The organism is Galbibacter orientalis DSM 19592 (genome assembly GCF_000260115.1).
GTDB lineage: Bacteria > Bacteroidota > Bacteroidia > Flavobacteriales > Flavobacteriaceae > Galbibacter > Galbibacter orientalis.
Genome location: NZ_JH651379.1, coordinates 578103 through 595544 on the forward strand (window position 1 = coordinate 578103; position 17442 = coordinate 595544).

At 33.4% G+C, this 17442-nt stretch carries 15 protein-coding genes; 2 read left to right on the forward strand and 13 right to left on the reverse strand.

From position 1 onward, the window contains the following. Nucleotides 1–127: 127 nt before the first annotated feature. The 12 genes from JOOMADRAFT_RS02685 to JOOMADRAFT_RS02740 form a co-directional block, all read right to left on the reverse strand. Nucleotides 128–754 (reverse strand): carbonic anhydrase, encoded by a 627-nt coding sequence (locus JOOMADRAFT_RS02685; protein ID WP_008611151.1) that lies wholly within the window; start codon nt 752–754, stop codon nt 128–130. A gap of 41 nt (nt 755–795) precedes the next feature. Further along, complete coding sequence (locus JOOMADRAFT_RS02690) at nt 796–2376, reverse strand: SulP family inorganic anion transporter (protein WP_008611152.1); 1581 nt, start codon at nt 2374–2376, stop codon at nt 796–798. A 185-nt stretch (nt 2377–2561) separates the two neighbouring features. Further along, nucleotides 2562–2801, reverse strand: a complete 240-nt coding sequence (locus JOOMADRAFT_RS02695) for a hypothetical protein (RefSeq protein ID WP_008611153.1) — start codon at nt 2799–2801, stop codon at nt 2562–2564. Nucleotides 2802–2943: 142 nt separating this feature from the next. Next, on the reverse strand, nt 2944–3726 hold the full coding sequence (locus JOOMADRAFT_RS02700; protein WP_008611154.1) for a tetratricopeptide repeat protein: 783 nt from the start codon (nt 3724–3726) through the stop codon (nt 2944–2946). Next, a complete protein-coding gene (locus tag JOOMADRAFT_RS02705; RefSeq protein ID WP_008611155.1) occupies nt 3723–5510 on the reverse strand; it encodes a BatD family protein in 1788 nt (595 codons plus the stop codon). The genes JOOMADRAFT_RS02700 and JOOMADRAFT_RS02705 overlap by 4 nt, the downstream gene beginning before the upstream one ends. Before the next feature lie 3 nt (nt 5511–5513). Beyond that, nucleotides 5514–6479 carry a tetratricopeptide repeat protein gene (locus JOOMADRAFT_RS02710; protein ID WP_008611157.1) on the reverse strand — a complete coding sequence of 322 codons (966 nt, stop codon included), beginning with the start codon at nt 6477–6479 and terminating at the stop codon, nt 5514–5516. Then, nucleotides 6454–7503: a VWA domain-containing protein gene (locus JOOMADRAFT_RS02715; RefSeq protein ID WP_040879884.1), complete on the reverse strand. Its 1050-nt coding sequence runs from the start codon at nt 7501–7503 to the stop codon at nt 6454–6456. Before JOOMADRAFT_RS02715 ends, JOOMADRAFT_RS02710 begins: the two co-directional genes overlap by 26 nt. Before the next feature lie 9 nt (nt 7504–7512). Continuing rightward, nucleotides 7513–8514, reverse strand: coding sequence for a vWA domain-containing protein (locus JOOMADRAFT_RS02720; RefSeq protein WP_008611160.1), 1002 nt, complete (start codon nt 8512–8514; stop codon nt 7513–7515). Between the two features lie 2 nt (nt 8515–8516). Further along, nucleotides 8517–10178: a BatD family protein gene (locus JOOMADRAFT_RS02725; RefSeq protein ID WP_050989648.1), complete on the reverse strand. Its 1662-nt coding sequence runs from the start codon at nt 10176–10178 to the stop codon at nt 8517–8519. A 32-nt stretch (nt 10179–10210) separates the two neighbouring features. Next, nucleotides 10211–11077: a DUF58 domain-containing protein gene (locus tag JOOMADRAFT_RS02730; protein WP_008611162.1), complete on the reverse strand. Its 867-nt coding sequence runs from the start codon at nt 11075–11077 to the stop codon at nt 10211–10213. Between the two features lie 152 nt (nt 11078–11229). After that, nucleotides 11230–12231 carry an AAA family ATPase gene (locus JOOMADRAFT_RS02735; RefSeq protein WP_008611163.1) on the reverse strand — a complete coding sequence of 334 codons (1002 nt, stop codon included), beginning with the start codon at nt 12229–12231 and terminating at the stop codon, nt 11230–11232. Nucleotides 12232–12383: 152 nt separating this feature from the next. Further along, on the reverse strand, nt 12384–13460 hold the full coding sequence (locus tag JOOMADRAFT_RS02740) for a DUF4382 domain-containing protein (RefSeq protein ID WP_245547644.1): 1077 nt from the start codon (nt 13458–13460) through the stop codon (nt 12384–12386). A 610-nt stretch (nt 13461–14070) separates the two neighbouring features. On the opposite strand from JOOMADRAFT_RS02740, the gene JOOMADRAFT_RS02745 reads away from it, so the two are divergent. Together JOOMADRAFT_RS02745 and JOOMADRAFT_RS02750 are read left to right on the forward strand one after the other, a co-directional pair. Then, nucleotides 14071–14829 carry an SDR family NAD(P)-dependent oxidoreductase gene (locus JOOMADRAFT_RS02745; RefSeq protein ID WP_008611165.1) on the forward strand — a complete coding sequence of 253 codons (759 nt, stop codon included), beginning with the start codon at nt 14071–14073 and terminating at the stop codon, nt 14827–14829. A 253-nt stretch (nt 14830–15082) separates the two neighbouring features. Beyond that, nucleotides 15083–16219 (forward strand): ATP-binding protein, encoded by a 1137-nt coding sequence (locus JOOMADRAFT_RS02750; RefSeq protein ID WP_008611166.1) that lies wholly within the window; start codon nt 15083–15085, stop codon nt 16217–16219. Nucleotides 16220–16483: 264 nt separating this feature from the next. Here the strand turns inward: JOOMADRAFT_RS02750 and JOOMADRAFT_RS02755 are convergent, their stop codons facing one another. After that, complete coding sequence (locus JOOMADRAFT_RS02755; protein WP_040879886.1) at nt 16484–17428, reverse strand: carbohydrate kinase family protein; 945 nt, start codon at nt 17426–17428, stop codon at nt 16484–16486. Nucleotides 17429–17442: the final 14 nt, after the last annotated feature.

Below are 17442 nucleotides of genomic sequence, written 5' to 3' on the forward strand. Positions count from 1 at the left end.
AATTGTTAAAACTAAGCTTTTCGAAGTTTTAAACAACTAATACTCAAAAGCATCCTTCAACAAGCTCAGGATAACATTTAAAGTTTAGATACTTTTTAGACAGCCACTTCAATTATTAAATGATAGCTTAATCTAAATGATAGATTTCCATAATATTTTTCAAAATACCATCTAAATCAATCTTTAAGTCAATTAATTTTCCAGTATGAATATCAAATACCCAACCATGAACTTTAAGTCCTCTACTACGAACCGCTTTTTGTACAGTTGCAGTTTTAATAAGGTTTACACATTGCTCTTGAACATTTAACTCCACTAAACGGTCGTAACGCTTATCTTCATCGTCAATAGCATTTAATTCGGTTTTATGTAAACGGTATACATCTCTAATATTTCTTAACCATGGATTTAAAATTCCTAAATCTGCCGATTGCATAGCTGCTTTTACACCTCCACAAGAAAAATGTCCACAAACCACTACATGGTTTACTTTTAAATGGTTAACGGCGTAATCTAATACAGACATTGCATTCAAGTCTGTTCCTACAACCATATTTGCAATGTTTCTATGAACAAAAACCTCACCTGGCTGTAAACCCATTAAATCCTCTGCAGTTACCCTACTATCAGAACAACCTATGTATAGTAACTCTGGACTTTGTCCTTTTCCTAAATCTTCAAAATAATTTGAATCTACATCAAGTTTAGATTCAATCCACTTTTTATTATTGTCAAATACCTTATCTAAATTCATTCTAATATTTTTCTTAAAATTAAACTTTTTTATATAATTTATTAAGCTGCTTCGCTATTTTTTGCTCTAAAAAATGAAGTGTAATTTTTAGGGTTGTACACAACTCCTTTGTTGGAAATTAACTTAACTTCTATATTTTTATCTTTCGCTTTAATAGCAAAATCATCTAGAATTTCCAAAATGTCATAGTTCAATCGTAGCGTTTTTGTAACATCTAACTCCAGAAGAGTATCATTTGGCAACGCATTTAACTCTTTTAGAATTGCTCCTTTATTCAGAAAAGAAATCTCTTCTGCTAAAGTCATTTTTACAATATGACTCCCTTCATCTGTTTTCTCAATATGTAAGAAGTGTGAGTTTTGATAGTTCTTTATTAAAATCATTGTAATCCCTACAGCCAATCCTAATCCTATTCCCATTAATAAATCTGTAAACACTACTCCTAAAACAGTTACAATAAAAGGAATAAATTGTTCTTTTCCCAACTTAAACATCTGCTTAAACAATGCTGGTTTTGCTAATTTATAACCTACAATAAGTAAGATTGCCGCTAATACAGCAAGTGGTATTTTATTAAGTAATAATGGAATTAAAATTACAGATCCAAGGAGCAACACTCCATGAATAATTGCCGATAATTTTGTTTTACCTCCCGATTGAAGGTTAGCAGAACTACGCACAATAACTTGTGTAATTGGAAGTCCCCCTATAAATCCAGAAACAATGTTTCCTGCACCTTGTGCAAAAAGCTCTCTATTGGTAGGTGTTGTTCTTTTTTCTGGATCCATTTTATCTGTTGCTTCCACACACAAAAGTGTTTCTAAACTTGCTACAATCGCAATTGTAACACCAGTTACCCATACTTGCGGGTTTGTAATTGCTGCAAAATTAGGAAACGTAAACTGCCCAATAAAATCTGAAGCACTTTCTGGTACAGGTACCGATACTAAATGGTCTGTAGCTATTCCAAAACTAGAGTTAGAATCTACTAACATATAATATAAAATTCCAACAATTACGGCTACTAATGGCCCAGGGATAATTTTAAATATATCGTGTTTTTTTGATAATACTTTTTCCCAAAACAGTAAAATAAACAACGAAATGCACGTTACTAAAATGGCTCCTGGAGAGATAAAATCTAACATAGAACCTAATGCCGAAAACGTATTCTCACCATCCAATTGGAAAAAATCTAAATCTCCCTCATAATCGGAATCATATCCAAAAGCATGCGGTATTTGCTTTAAAAAAATAATAACACCTATGGCAGCCAACATCCCCTTAATTACAGATGAAGGAAAATAATACCCAATAATACCTGCTTTTAAAACACCTAAAAGAATTTGAATTACACCTCCAATAATTACCGCAACTAAAAAATTCTCAAATCCTAAAGAGGCTATTGCAGCTAATACAATAACTGCCAATCCAGCTGCTGGTCCACTTACTCCAATGGAAGAACCACTTATACTACCAACTACAATACCTCCAACAATACCAGCTATTAAACCAGAAAATAAAGGGGCACCACTGGCTAATGCAATCCCTAAACACAATGGTAGGGCTACGAAAAACACGACAAGACTCGCCGGTAAATCATTTTTTAGATGTTTAAACATAACTAACTATATTTTTGTTTTCACAAGAGGTGAAAACTTATTAAAATTTTACTTAAAATTTGCGTGAAAAACGTGTAGGTAATCAGATTTTAAATAGAATAATAAACAATAGTTAGCATATTGGAAATAACCCAATTCTTACTCTTAAAGTAGAAACTATTGGAAATAATATTCCTTAAATCTAATTAGGAAATATATTCTGGAGGTGGAATAATAACATCCATCACTTGACTATAGTGATGTTTTACGAAGTAATGGTAATTTTTTCTTTTTGTAATAATCTGAGAAATATAAAAACCTTCCTCTTTTGGGTAAGGTAACTCTTTGAGTTCTTTTAATTCACTGCTAGTATTATTGTCCTTCTTCTCTTCTTCTGTCATACTATAAAAGTAGGATACGTCTGCATCTTTCTCAACAACAGTCAATATAGCTGGAGTTATTAAGAAGGAGCAAAATATAAAGAGGAAAAAACCCACAAATATTTTCTTATTCGTATTCAATACTGACAATTAATTAACATCAATAACAAATATAATGTTTGTTACTGAATTATCTGTTAAGGATTTTTTAAAAGTCTTTAATTTCTTTTAAATCAGTATCGGGTAGCCAACCTATTTTACCATCTGCTAGCTTAATCTTTTTCCAACCTCCTAAGGTTTCCAAAATATTAACTTTAGTCCCTTCATGCAATAAAAACACCTCGGTGCTGCCCATATTAGGTTCTGACATTACAGAAGTTTCTTTAGCAAAAATTATGGCAGGTTTTCTATTGTTATCTACTCCGTATTGGTAATATGAAAAACCATAACTAGCTATAGAAAATAACAGGAATAAAATACTTAGCGCAAAATAAATCCGCTTTCTTGTATGGTAGCTAGCAAAGTAATACAGTAAGAAACCAACAACAAACAACACCATAAATAAAATAGACAGAATAGCCCATGTATTGTATGATAATTTAAAGATTATATTGGTGGCTAATTTTGCTAAACCAGTTTGCGGCATCACATCAATAGCATCTACCGTCATGTTTTCTGCAAAGTGCAAATTATTTTTAATATCTGCATCATTAGGAGAAAGCAAGAGAGCCTTTTCATAATAATAGATACTTGGCGCTATTTGATTTAATTTATAATATCCATTGGCTAAATTATAATAAAGAGCAGCAGAATGAACTCCACTTTGAGATACCTCAAGATATTTTTCTATTGCTTTTTGATATTTCCCCTCGTTGTATAAATCGTTACCTTGCTTAAACACCGCTTCATTTTGGGCTACCCCAACATAAGCTGTCAATAAAAACAACGTAAAAACAAATCCGCTAAGTAAACTTTTACAAGCCTTCATCATGATTTAAACTGTTTATCGATTAACGAAATAACTTCGGCTGCTTTATTGTAATCGCTTTGCATTTCTGCTGTTGTACTTGGAGAATACCTTGCCAATTCACAACTTTTTAGTAATGCTATAAAATTATCTACCCCCTGCTTTTCTACATTTTTAGAAAGTAGTAATTCACTTATTTTTTCTTTACTAAATTCAGACGTTACCAACTTCAATTTTGCTCGTAAGTAATTATGTAGCGCTCTTTCTAAAGATTCGTAGAATGCCTCTTTATTACCAAGATTTCTTTTTGCTTCTGATAAGTATTTCTTAGCCAACTTATTAGCCTTTCTAACTCTATTGCCAACTACATCTCCAGCCATAGCTGCTCTTTTCTTCCCTATTAAAATAGCAATAGGAATTAAAAGTAAAGGAACTAGTAGCAATATATAATACAAAATAGAACCGAAGAAAACAGAAGCTTCTTTAGCATATAAATTGGTGTCTAATTTTATAAATCTAAATTGGTCGCCCAAGGTAGCTATAGGTTGCTTATTGATAGCATCACTATCTCTGGTCGCTTCATTTGCTACCGCAGCACTGGACGGTCCTTCATAAACATTTATTAGGGATTGTTGTGAAGTAACTGTTTTGTATTTCTCTTCTTTAGGATCAAAATAAGAGAATGCTACGCCAGGAATAGGATACTTCCCTTTGAATTGCGGAACAATAGTATAATTGTCGGAAATTTTTCCGCTCATTCCAGATAAATTCGTAGAAACATTTTCTTCATGTTCAGGCTCATAAACCTCCAACGAACTTGGAAGCGTAAGCTTTGGCAAGTTAAAAAGTTTTAAGTTTCCTTTTCCAGTTACCTGAATTTTAGCAGTTAAAGATTCGTTCGCTTTTAAATCGGATTTTGAAGTAATTACATCAAAATCAAATTGTCCAACAGCACCTGTAAATCCTGCTGGTTTTCCAGCCTCTGGAAGTGGTTTTACTTTAATAATACGTTGCCCAGCAGTAACTGTTTTATTAGTTTGCGTAAACAATCTTCCGCCAAAAACATCTCTCCTATTAGTTGGAACATCTACAGTTACATCCAATGAGAGCGGTTCAATTTCTAAAGAGCCCGTTTTTTGAGGATATAATACTACACGTTTTAAAACCACATAACGGTATTGTTTTCCTTCGTACAAACCATTCTCTACCTGAAATCTGGTAACTTTTATATCTTGAGACCAAAAATTATTATACGTTGGATTTGCCTTCGGAAGAAAATTAGAAACATTAATGCTTGGACTCACATACAATTTGTAAACCACACTTACTGCCTCATTTAAATACGGACTCCCATTAGATACCTCAGCTACTAAATGCAAATTATCATCTGCAATATCATCGGCAGAAGGCGGCGCATTCGGGTCGTTAACCGCTTCGGTTACCTCTATTTTTATAGGAGTTGTTTTATACGTATTTCCTTCTATTTCAACTTTAGCCTGCTGAATTGTAAAATTCCCTTTGGACAAAGGTGTTAAAACGTAAGAATACGATTTTGAAAAAGAACGTTTTCCATTTACCCAAGAATGACTAACAGATTGATTTGGTCCCATTAAAACTCTAAAACCTTCAAAAGAAGGTGGCACAAAATTATCGCCATCCTTATTCATGCTAAATTCTACACGTAAGCGCTCATTTACGCCAAGTTTTTTCTTACTAGCATTGGCCTCAAACTGCACTTCTTCCTCTTGAGAGAATAAAACTCCCGAGAAACATATAAAAAAAGTAAGTATTAAAAATTTAATTTTCATTTTTTACCAATCTTTTTCAGATTTTACTGGTGCTCCTTTTACTTTTTCAGCATTTATTTTTTCTTGAACTTTCTTTTCTTCGTTGTTCATCGCCTCCAAAATATTTTTTACCTGCTGAGGTGATAATTGATTAGGACGAGGTTGTTGCTGTTGCTCTTGAGGCTTATCTCCAGGATTCTGCTTTTGATCTTGCTTATCGTTCTTTCCTTCGTCTTGTTTTTGATCTTCAGGATTCTCGCCTTGCTCGTCCTTATTGTCGCCTTCACTATTTTTATCATCTTCCTTCCCTTGATCGTCTTTTTTCTCATCTCCCTCATCCCCATCTTTCTTATCCTGATTGTCTTTATTATCCTGATTCTGATCTTGGTTATCTTTATTCTCGTCTTGCTTATCGTCTTTATTTTGATCCTGATTATTCTTATTTTCGTCTTGCTGTTTCTTTAGCATTTCTTTTGCCAATGCTAAGTTATAGCGAGTTTCTTCATCCGCTGGATCATTTCTCAACGCTTCTTTATAAGCCTCTACCGCCTTTTGATGTTCTTTATTTTTCATAAATACATTCCCTAAATTATGGTATGCACTATGCTTTTCTTCTTTAGTTTTTGCAGTAGTTCCAGCCTCTTTATAACGCATAAAGGCCTCTCCCATACTTTCTTGCTTATAATACACATTTCCTAAGTTGTACTTTGCTTTTGCATTGTCCGAACTTTTAGAAACTGCTTTTCTATACTCCATTTCTGCTGCAATAGCATCAGAACTCTCTTCAAGCACTTCATTCCCTTTATAAGTATACTCAACAGATTCATTTAAAGCTTTTTGCTTAGCCTTTTCTATCGATTCTGTGTCTTGTGCTTTTACTACTGAAAATGAAAAAAGTCCCAAAATAGCTAAAAAAATCATTTTTCCGCTAACAGAAATCTCTTTTATACTGATAATTTTTGTGTTACTTTTCATCTTTCTTCGTTTCATTAAACAAGTTTAACTTCTGAATCCAAACTGTTTTTCTTTCCAATAAGAAAATATCTAGAAACAAGAACAAAATTGCAGCTGCAATAAACCACTGAAACTGATCTTTAAAATCGGCATATTGCTTGGATTCAAATTCAGTTTTATCCATTTTGGTTAACGTATCCGTTACAAAATCAATTACAGATTCGGTATTTGATCCGTTAATATATTCCCCATCTCCTTCCGAAGCTATTTCTCTTAAAACAGTTTCATTAAGCTGTGTAATTACAACCTCTCCCTGCTGGTCTTTTTTATAAGAATCTATAATTCCATTTATTCTGATAGGTATCGGACCTCCTTTTTTGGTTCCTACACCAATGGTAAAAATTTTTATCCCTGCTTTTTCAGCTTTTTCTACAGACTCTAATGCCATATCCGAATGATCTTCTCCATCGGAAATTAAAAACAAGACCCTATTTGTCTGATCTTGATCGTCATAATACGTAGTTGCCAAATCAATAGCCTCATTTATGGCTGTTCCTTGAGACGACATCATATCTGTATTCATGCTCTGTAAAAACATTTTCCCTGCCGCATAATCTGTTGTAATTGGCAACTGCGGATACGCCTGTCCCGCATATGCAATAATCCCTATCCGATCGCTCGCCAAATTATTTATAATCTCAGAAACTATTCGCTTTGCTTTTTCCAATCTGTTGGGAGCAATATCTTCTGCCTCCATACTTTTTGAAACATCAATAGCAAAAACAATATCTACCCCTTCTCTTTTAACTGTTTCAAGCTTTGTGCCAATTTTAGGATTTACCAAAGCAATTGCCAAACATGCAATTGCTAGCATAATAAACACCAACTTTAGCAACGATTTAAACGTTGATTTGTTTGGACTTAATCTTTCTAATGATACCGCATTGGCAAACTTTTTCTGAGTTCTTTTTTGCCAAAACTTAAACCCTAAAAAGAGCAATAACAATACTGGAATTAAAACCAGTACGTAGAAATATATTTTTTCGTCTAACTGATATATATCCATAACTTATACAAAACTTCTAAAAACAGTATATCTCAATAAATATTCCAACATTAAGAGTCCGCATGCTAAAAGTGCAAACATTCTAAACTCCTCTTCATAATTGTAATATTTAAACTCTTCAATATCGGTTTTTTCTAATTTATTAATCTCTTCGTAAATCTCCGATAGCTTTTCATTATCGGTAGCTCTAAAATAAACTCCTCCAGTTTTTTCTGCAATATCTTTAAGCAAAGCTTCATCAATTTCTACCTTACTCATTCCATATCTAAAACTTCCATCAGGATTGTATGCAATTGGAGACAACGCCATCCCATTACTTCCCAATCCAATGGTATAGGTTTTTATTCCATACTCAATTGCCAAACTTGCAGCAGTTTGCGGCTCTATAAATCCAGAGTTATTCACTCCATCGGTTAGTAAGATAATTACTTTGCTTTTAGCCTTGCTATCTTTTAATCTATTTACAGAAGTAGCTAATCCCATTCCTATTGCTGTTCCATCCTCTAATTGTCCGTAATTAATATCGTTTAAAGAGCGTAGCACAATAGCTTTATCACTTGTAATAGGGGTTTTAGTAAAACTTTCTGCTGCATAAACCACCAGCCCAATACGGTCGTTAACACGTTCTTTTATAAAGTCCGCAGCTACTTTTTTTAAGGCAGTTAGTCTGTTTGGTTTTAAATCTCGTGCTAACATACTTGAAGAAACATCAATTGCCATTACAATATCTATTCCTCGTGTAGTTTTAGTACGTGTTGAAATATCTTCTTTTTGTGGTCTTGCCATTGCAACAATCAATGCTGATAACGCCAATAATCTTAAAACAAATAACAAAGGTTTTAATTTAGCCAGCATTGAAGGCGCTCCTTTAAAGCCTTTTATACTCGATATTTTTAAAGAAGCTGTTTCTTTTTTTCGTTTAAAAAAATACCAAACAATAGCCACTGGAAGTATTAAAAACAACCAGAAAAATTGTGGATTTGCAAATTGTATATTTTCAAACATAATTAGCTTTCTGTTTTAAAATCTATAGAATTGGTAATTTTCTCAACAATCTGTTCTGCATAAAGATCATCTTTAGGATACACCATAATTAGCTGCTGAAACCCTCCATTTTGCACAAAACTGAGAATAACATACGCTGCTTCTCTAGTTTTTTTACTTTCTGGGCTGTCTATTTCCAGTGTACCAAATACTTTATTCCCTTTCTTTCCTGTTGGTGTAACTACCTCATCTTGTTTTACAACCATATTTTTAGCTCCCGCTTCTTCCACTTTTGCCAAAGCAGCATCTATTGCTTTTTTAGCATCAAAATCGGCTTCCTTTTTATAAGTAGAAATGGTAGCTTGAATATAAAAATTACTTTGCAAGCCTCCATATTCAAAGACCTGATAACTATTTGTTCCAGCGCCTTCTATACTTTTCGGGATTTTATTATTTCGTTTAAGCACTTTTGGAGTTTCTAAATAAATAGCTGGAAATCCATAAGAACTTCCTACCCATTGCTCCTCTAATAAAGATTTTGTTGGGTGACCAAAAACAGAATCCTTTACATTACTAAAGCCATATTTGTAGGTAAAAATTCCAGCCACAATAATTAAAACTCCAATTCCAGCCGCAATTGCATATTTAATTTGCTGTTGCTTCTTTTTACGTTTAAAATTGGCTACATATTCTTCTTGCTCCATTAGCTCTTCCTCTGTTGGTTCTGGAAGCGCTTCTTTAGTTTTAACAACTATTTGTTCTATTGATTTTCTATCGCGATCAATAGCAGAATTTTCTGGAGTGTTTTTTGCAAATTTTACTAAATCGGCTGTTTGAAGTACATTTTTAAACTGACTAATAGTATCGTTATCTATTTTTAAACTTCCAGCATCTCTAAGCATTTCCATTTTGGTAATTAATTCGTCGGTGGTGCTTTCTAAAGCCGAAATATGTACATCTTCTTCTAAATAAGAACGTACAATATTTGTCAATTCAGAATAGTATTCTTTGTATTCAGACTGAATTAGATATTTTGATTCGTCTAGTTTTTTTAATTCAGCAATGGCACGATCGTATGGCGGAAGCAATGCTATTTTTTCTTCTTGTGTTAATGGTTTTTTTCTGAAAACAAACCAATATAATAAGCCTCCTACAATAGCAGCAATAACAAGTCCTCCTAACACCCATTTCCACCAATCACCAAATGGTTTTTCTACCTGCGCTAAGCCTTTAATGTCGTACATTTTTTGCTTAGTAGTATCTACCACAACTGTATTTACTTCAATCTTTAAAGAATCTGTAAAATAAGGCTTATTGTTAATCATTACCTGTTGACGCGGTAGGGTATAGGTCCCAGAATCAAATTGCGTTAATGCATATTTTTTTATTAAGTTGAATCTATCTTGATTGATTAGCGTATCTGTAGGCAAAGCTTCTACTACTTCTAGCGGCATAAAAGTCTGTCCTTCTGGAAAAATTACCTGCGAAGTTGTATCTGCTTCAACTTCAAATGTAAAATGAATTTGCTCTCCAATTTTTATAGAAGTAGAATCTACCGAAGATTTTACCTGAGGGGTAGACTGTGCAAAAGCAATACAGGATAGGCAATAGAATACAAGCAACAAAATGCTCGACTTTTTGTTAAGCAACCTATTAAACGTATTCTTAAATATTAAATTAATCATTTTTTTCAAATTTCCTGATAGTAAGATTTGGCTTATCCTCTTCGTTTAAAATATCCTAATAATTTTTTTACATAACTCTCATCAATCCGACTACTAATTACGCCTGCTCCACTTTTTGTAAATACCGTTTGGTAATAATTTACACGATCTAAATAATATTTGGCATATTGATTTCTAACAGTTTTAGATTTTGTATTTACCAACATAAGCTCGCCAGTTTCGGCATCTTCCATTTGTACAAAACCAATATTAGGAATGCTTTCTTCTTTTTCGTCGTAAATTCTAATTCCTGTAATATCGTGTTTATTGGCGGCTATTTTAAGTGCATGCTCATATTTATCTGACATAAAATCGGACAGTACAAAAGCAATTACTTTTTTCTTACTAACACTCGACATGAATTTAAGCGCTCCATTAATATCTGTGTTTTTATTTTTTGGCTGAAATTCTATCAACTCTCTAATAATTCTCAACACATGAAACCTTCCTTTTTTTGGAGGAATGTATAATTCTATTTGGTCTGAGAATAATATCAATCCAATCTTATCGTTATTCTGCATAGCAGAAAATGCCAAGGTGGCCGAAATTTCTGTAATGATATCTTTTTTGAATTGATCTGTAGTTCCAAAAAGTTCCGACCCAGAAACATCCACCATAAGCATCATGGTGAGTTCTCGTTCTTCTTCAAAAACTTTAATAAAAGGCTCGTTATAACGCGCAGTTACATTCCAATCGATATTTCTTACGTCATCTCCAAATTGATAACTCCGCACCTCGCTAAATGTCATTCCACGACCTTTAAAAGTAGAATGATATTCTCCTCCAAAAATATGGTCGCTCAACCGACGCGTTTTAATCTCTATTTTCCTAACCTTCTTTAGTAGCTCTTTAGTATCCATTTTTCGATTTAAAAATCAACTACCTCGAGGCAAGCCAACGAAGTATTTAAACGAAACAAATTTAACTTATTTCGACGCTGAGCGTCGGGATTTGAAATCTTTAATTCGCAACAATCATTCATTGCAAATCATTATTAGCTATTCCCAAAATCCTATGGAACCTCTATTTCGTTTACGATCTTGTTAATAATTTCCTCAGAAGTAATACTTTCCGCTTCCGCTTCATAAGTAATTCCAACTCTATGACGGAGTACATCGTGTACAACGGCTCTTACGTCTTCTGGAATTACATACCCTCTACGCTTAATAAATGCATAACATTTTGCAGCCATTGCCAAGTTGATACTTCCCCTTGGAGATGCTCCAAAACTAATAAGTGGTTTTAAATCTGATAAATTATATTTCTCTGGATAACGTGTTGCGAAGATGATATCCAATATATATTTTTCAATTTTTTCATCCATATAAACCTCTCTTACCGAAGCTTGCGCTCTTAATATTTGGTCTATAGAAACTACTTGATTTACTTTATTGAATTCTCCCTTTAAATTAGCACGAATAATAAGTTGCTCTTCGTCTAATTTTGGGTAATTAATAACTGTTTTCAGCATAAAACGGTCAACCTGTGCTTCTGGCAATGGGTAAGTTCCTTCTTGCTCCACAGGGTTTTGAGTAGCCATTACTAAAAAAGGTTTGTCTAAAATAAAAGTCTCATCTCCAATAGTAACTTGCTTTTCTTGCATTGCCTCTAGCAAAGCAGACTGTACTTTTGCTGGTGCACGGTTAATCTCATCTGCCAATACAAAGTTTGCAAAAATTGGACCTTTCTTAATAGAAAAATCATTATCCTTCATATTGTAAATAAGTGTTCCCACCACATCGGCAGGTAATAAATCGGGAGTAAATTGCACCCTGCTAAAACTTCCATGCACTGCTTTTGCAAGTGTATTAATTGCTAAAGTTTTTGCTAATCCAGGAACTCCTTCTAATAAAATATGTCCTTGACCTAAAAGACCAATCAACAATCTTTCTACCATGTGTTTTTGACCAACAATAACCTTGTTCATTTCCAAGGTTAATACATCGATAAAAGCACTTTCTTTTTCAATTTTTTCGTTAATAGCGTTAATATCCAACGTAGTATTTTGCTCCATTTATGTTAATTTTTTGAGGCATCAATATAACACCATCTATATTAGGACGCAAATTGAAAATTTATTTAGACTGTGGCTGTTAACAATAGGTTAAAAAATTAAGAGTAGTCTAAAGATTAGACTACTCTTAATATATTTTTATGGATTTTTAACTATTCTAAGGTAATATCGCCTAAAGCAGTAGCTTCTCCGTCTACAACTTCTACAGCTGTAATCTCCTTAATGTTAAAAGCAGAACCTTCTGCTGGTGTTAGTGTTAAAACATATGTACCAGTAGGAACCCCTTCTAGTGTAAACACTCCTTCTGCATTTGTATCAGCAGAAACAATTTCTTCATCTACCACAATAGATGCTGTAACTGTAGCATCGGCATTTACAACTGTTCCTGAAATACTTCCCCCAGAAATTTGCATTAATTCAATAGCTCCAATATCTGCAACTTCTCCATTTTCTACTGCTACCTCTTCCACTGTTGCTTCGGCATAACCAGAAGCCTCATCTGGAGTTAGCATAACGTTATACGTTCCAGCAGGAACTCCGTTTAAAACAAAAATTCCTTCCTCGTTTGTATAGGTTGAAATAGTATCTTGATCTGCAACCACCCAAGCCAATGTCTGGAAATCTACTGGGGTAACAGCTCCCATAATTCTCCCTGAATTAACTACTGTACTTGCATTAATTACAGGTTTTAAAATAATATTATCTGAATTCCCAGCGTCAACAATCGACTTATCTGCATCAAAGTCAAGAATTAATTCATACGTATAACCGCCTTCTAATTCTGTATCTTCAAGCTTTATTTTTAATCCAGATTGTTGTGCGCTTGGAGTTTTTAAAGGGAACTCCTCTCCATCAATTACAACCGTATTATTATCTCCTAAAACAAGTCTAATTTGCTCTACTTCTCCAGCAGGAATTTCGTTATCTGCAAGTACAACACTTGCTCCTCCTGTTAACTCTAATAAGTCATAAACTCCAGCGTTTATTTCTCCTATAGTTTCCCAACCACCTTCTTCATCGTCGGTTCGGTTAATCATAACATCTTGAATGTCAACATTTACCTTCTCATAATCTCCAGGGGCATCTACTAATTTAACAGTTACTTTAGCCATATCCGAAGAAGGTACCTCGCTACCATTATTGTCGTCGTCGCTACAACTTGCAGCTACAAATAAAACTGCAAAAGCCATTAATATTCTTTGCGATAATTTTTTAAGATTTTTCATCATTGGGTTTGTTTATTCTTAATTTTTAATTCCTAAAACCTCTTGCGCAAGCGGTCTCTTTTTTATTTACGCCTGTAAAAGAAACTATAGATGTTAATAAATGTTAATATTGTAAAACTGTTTTATTGTGCAAAAACTTCACTTTTTTACTGAAGTAAATTTTAAGCTGCAATTAACTACCTCGAGGTATTCAAAGAAAAAATATTTGACTCATTTCGATGCAGATCACTTTATCAAACATAGACAGGCTTTAGCGGAATCAAATCTTGATTATTAAGTAAAAACTGTTGAAACTTTATAATTCCTAACTACATTTTTTACACACGGATATTTTATGTTTATTTTTAACTTCTGAAACTTCTTGTAGAGGGATTTATTATAACTGAAGTAATCACCTCCAAAAAAGAAATAAGCGAAGGTTTATTGGAATAATGATTCTTTAATCAACTACCTCGAGGCAAGCCTACGAGGTGTTCAAAAGAAAATAATTTAACCCATTTCGACGTAAAGCCCTTCGATAAACTCAGGACAGGCTCTGGGGAATAAAACCCTCAATGAGGGATTTAATTATAAAAGATATTGAAAATTAAATGTTTAATTTAAATTTATTGATGTGAAAGATAAAATTGCACTTATAACAGGAGCTACAAGCGGAATAGGAGAAGCCACAGCAAAATTATTTGCTAACCATGGAATCCATTTAATTCTATGTGGAAGAAGAGAGGAACGTTTGGAAAAACTTAAACAAGAGCTTTCTTCAAAAGTAAAAGTCCATACCCTGAAGTTTGATATCCGAAACAAAGAGCATGTTTTTGAAGCTATTAAAAGTATTCCTTCAGCATTTAAAAAAATAGATATTTTAATAAACAATGCAGGAAATGCGCACGGACTATCCCCTATTGACAAAGGAGAAATTTCCGACTGGGAAGCTATGATAGATATTAATGTAAAAGGACTTTTATATGTTTCTAAAGCTATTGTCCCTACTATGGTGGGGCAAAAATCTGGACACATTATTAATATTGGCTCTACAGCCGGAAAAGAAGTATACCCAAATGGAAATGTATATTGCGCTAGTAAACATGCCGTAGATGCTATTAACCAAGGAATGCGAATTGATTTGCATGCGCATGGAATTCGTGTTGGCGCTATCAATCCAGGGTTGGTAGAAACAGAGTTTAGCCAAGTACGCTTTAAAGGAGATACCGAAAAAGCTGATGCGGTTTATAAAGGATTCTCTCCACTAAAGCCAGAAGATATTGCAGATATTATCTACTTTACTGTTTCTAGACCAGCACATGTTAATATTGCCGACCTTATTGTAATGCCAAGCGACCAAGCTACAAGTACAATTGTAAATAAAAATAATTAGACCTTCTAAGACAACACAATAACCATTATGTCTTGATCCACTAAAATAAAATCCGCCAACTAGGGCAAATACAAAAGCATTCAGACAAAAAAAACTTTAATCCATTTCGATGTAGAACACTTCGATATACTCAGAACAGGCTCTGGGAATTAAACCCTTGATGAAGGATTTAAAAACTAAAAGAGTTATCCGCTTTTAGTTTATAAATCTACTTTATATCTTTAATGTCAAACAATTAAGGATACCTTGTCGGATGATTAATAAACGCTTGCTCGTAAAAAACCTATTGGCTCATAACGACGAAAACAGTTTTTATGACAAAAAGCGCTTTATAAATATTGGAGATAAAGAAGGCAAAGCAAAGTTTATTAAACACATTTGTGCGCTTGCAAACTCTAACCCCAACAACAATTCTTTCATTGTTGTTGGAGTAGAAGACGAAGACAATAAAATTGTTGGTGTTGACTTTTTTGACGATAGTAAAATTCAGAATTTAGTAAATGCGTATATCGAAAATGCACCTTTTGTTTCCTATGAAAACATTTATTTCCCAGACCTCCCCGAAGGAAAAGTTGTAGGTTTGGTTACCATTCGTTCATCTGGAAAATTGGCAGCTCTTAAAAAAAACATCTGGAAATATTGGGGCGGAAGTGTATTTTTTAGAGATGGTAGCATTAGCATGCCTAAAATTTTTGATATCGAAATAAAAGACACCAATTCTACCATTGTTAACGAAATAGAACAACACGCCAAAAACAATATTGAGCTTACTTTAGATGGCGTTATTGATTTTATAAATAACAAACACCGTGATTTAGAATCCGATTACAAAGTATTTAAAGAACAATTTGTAGTTTGTTGGGCAGGAAATATCAAAAAAGTAGATTCTAAAATCTATTATTCTCGTGTAGATATTGAACTAATAAATGAGCAAGTAAAGCTTTTTTATTCCGCTTTAGATGAAGTAGAAATCTCGTATAACGATAATTCCTTTTCAATAACAGAATATGTTCAATTAGGACTCAACACTAACAAGAAATTTTATCCTCTTGAAAAAGTAGAAATTCGTTTTAACAATAATGGCTCCTACAAAATTGATAGCACCCTAATTTTCGATCCACCGCAATACGACCGAAAAATGTTATATCATATATTTAACACCAACAATACTATTTTAGAAAAGCTCAAAAAAGGACTCCCATTAAATCCCCGCGATGAAAAAGATCTAAAAAATATTCCTGCAACCCATCTTATTTGTTATTTAAACGGTTTTTCTGGTGCCAAACAAATGCTAGAAGACTACCGTTGGTTTGTAAAAGACCACAATAAAGAAGTGTATGCTTCTCTTAAAGAAGCATTGAGAATTCTTAGAAAGGTTCAATATTCTTAGTTTATAACAACTTCCTTTTTGGTTAACCATCTTTTTATATAAAAAAACATAATGTCCAAGTAAAAATACAAGACCGCTTCGCTATAAGAAAAAAAGAGCAAGAGGTCTATTTTGAAAACCTCATTTAAACTTTTTCAACGTAGAACCCTTCGATATACTCAGAACAGGCTCTAGGAATAAAACTCTCAATTAGAGATATAAGTCATTCCAACATAACACATTTAATGAACTTATATCTAACTTTGAGACACCCCCTTTAAGAGATTAAAAACCGATTTGACTAGCAGTTGGCAATGCATTTATAGCCCCAAATTGTGTGGTAGTAATTGCACCAGCCTTATTTGAAATAGCAATCATCTTTTGGATTTTATTATAATCTTTCAATACAGTTTCCAAATTCTCTTCTAAAGAAAGTTGATATAAAAAACACCCTACAAAAGCATCTCCGGCTCCAGTAGTATCCACAGGATTCACTTTTGTACTTTCTATAATAATAGTTTTATTTTCCATACTTAAAAAAGTTCCTTTGCTTCCTAAAGTAACCGTAAGGAGTTTAATTCCATGCTTATGAAAAATTTGAGAAGCTTCTAATAATGTTTCTTTTCCGGATATTAACAACGCCTCTTCCTCACTAAATTTTGCAAAATCAGCTTTTTCAATAAAAGGAATACATTTTTTTATAAATTCATTTTCTCTTCCCTTCCATAAGTCTGCTCTAAAATTAGGATCAAAACTTATAAAAGCATTTTCTTTAACTGCATCAATTAAATAAGCTGTATAAGCTTCCTCTAAGCTCCCCCCTAAAAAACAGGTTGCTGCACCAAAATGTACTATCTGGTTTTTAAATTGAGTGGCTAACTTCTTAGTGTAATTTAATTTTTTATCTGCTCCTCTATTAAATACAAAATCGCGTTCCCCATTAGCAGCTATAGAAACAAAAGCCAATGTTGTAAAGATGTCTGAACGCTGTAAATTCTCAATTCCCACCTCATTTTTTTGAAGTGTTTCAGCTAAAAAATCTCCAAAAGCATCATTCCCAACACAACCCACAAACTCACTTTTCCCTTTCAATTTTGCAATTGCCGCTGCTACATTTGCTGGCGCTCCTCCTGCTTTTTTAGTAAACTCCTTAGCTTTAGATAAATCTGCTCCTTGGTTTTCAGCAACAAAATCAATTAGCAATTCTCCAATACAATAAACTTTTTTCATTCCAATCATAAGTT

What these genes read in the sequence shown, in the direction of transcription:
- JOOMADRAFT_RS02725 (WP_050989648.1), bottom strand. Translation starts at nt 10,178, where the DNA reads ATGATTAATTTAATATTTAAGAATACGTTTAATAGGTTGCTTAACAAA.
- JOOMADRAFT_RS02735 (WP_008611163.1), bottom strand. Translation starts at nt 12,231, where the DNA reads ATGGAGCAAAATACTACGTTGGATATTAACGCTATTAACGAAAAAATT.
- JOOMADRAFT_RS02755 (WP_040879886.1), bottom strand. Translation starts at nt 17,428, where the DNA reads ATGAAAAAAGTTTATTGTATTGGAGAATTGCTAATTGATTTTGTTGCT.
- JOOMADRAFT_RS02710 (WP_008611157.1), bottom strand. Translation starts at nt 6,479, where the DNA reads ATGAAACGAAGAAAGATGAAAAGTAACACAAAAATTATCAGTATAAAA.
- JOOMADRAFT_RS02690 (WP_008611152.1), bottom strand. Translation starts at nt 2,376, where the DNA reads ATGTTTAAACATCTAAAAAATGATTTACCGGCGAGTCTTGTCGTGTTT.
- JOOMADRAFT_RS02750 (WP_008611166.1), top strand. Translation starts at nt 15,083, where the DNA reads ATGATTAATAAACGCTTGCTCGTAAAAAACCTATTGGCTCATAACGAC.
- JOOMADRAFT_RS02705 (WP_008611155.1), bottom strand. Translation starts at nt 5,510, where the DNA reads ATGAAAATTAAATTTTTAATACTTACTTTTTTTATATGTTTCTCGGGA.
- JOOMADRAFT_RS02700 (WP_008611154.1), bottom strand. Translation starts at nt 3,726, where the DNA reads ATGATGAAGGCTTGTAAAAGTTTACTTAGCGGATTTGTTTTTACGTTG.
- JOOMADRAFT_RS02730 (WP_008611162.1), bottom strand. Translation starts at nt 11,077, where the DNA reads ATGGATACTAAAGAGCTACTAAAGAAGGTTAGGAAAATAGAGATTAAA.
- JOOMADRAFT_RS02740 (WP_245547644.1), bottom strand. Translation starts at nt 13,460, where the DNA reads ATGATGAAAAATCTTAAAAAATTATCGCAAAGAATATTAATGGCTTTT.
- JOOMADRAFT_RS02720 (WP_008611160.1), bottom strand. Translation starts at nt 8,514, where the DNA reads ATGTTTGAAAATATACAATTTGCAAATCCACAATTTTTCTGGTTGTTT.
- JOOMADRAFT_RS02685 (WP_008611151.1), bottom strand. Translation starts at nt 754, where the DNA reads ATGAATTTAGATAAGGTATTTGACAATAATAAAAAGTGGATTGAATCT.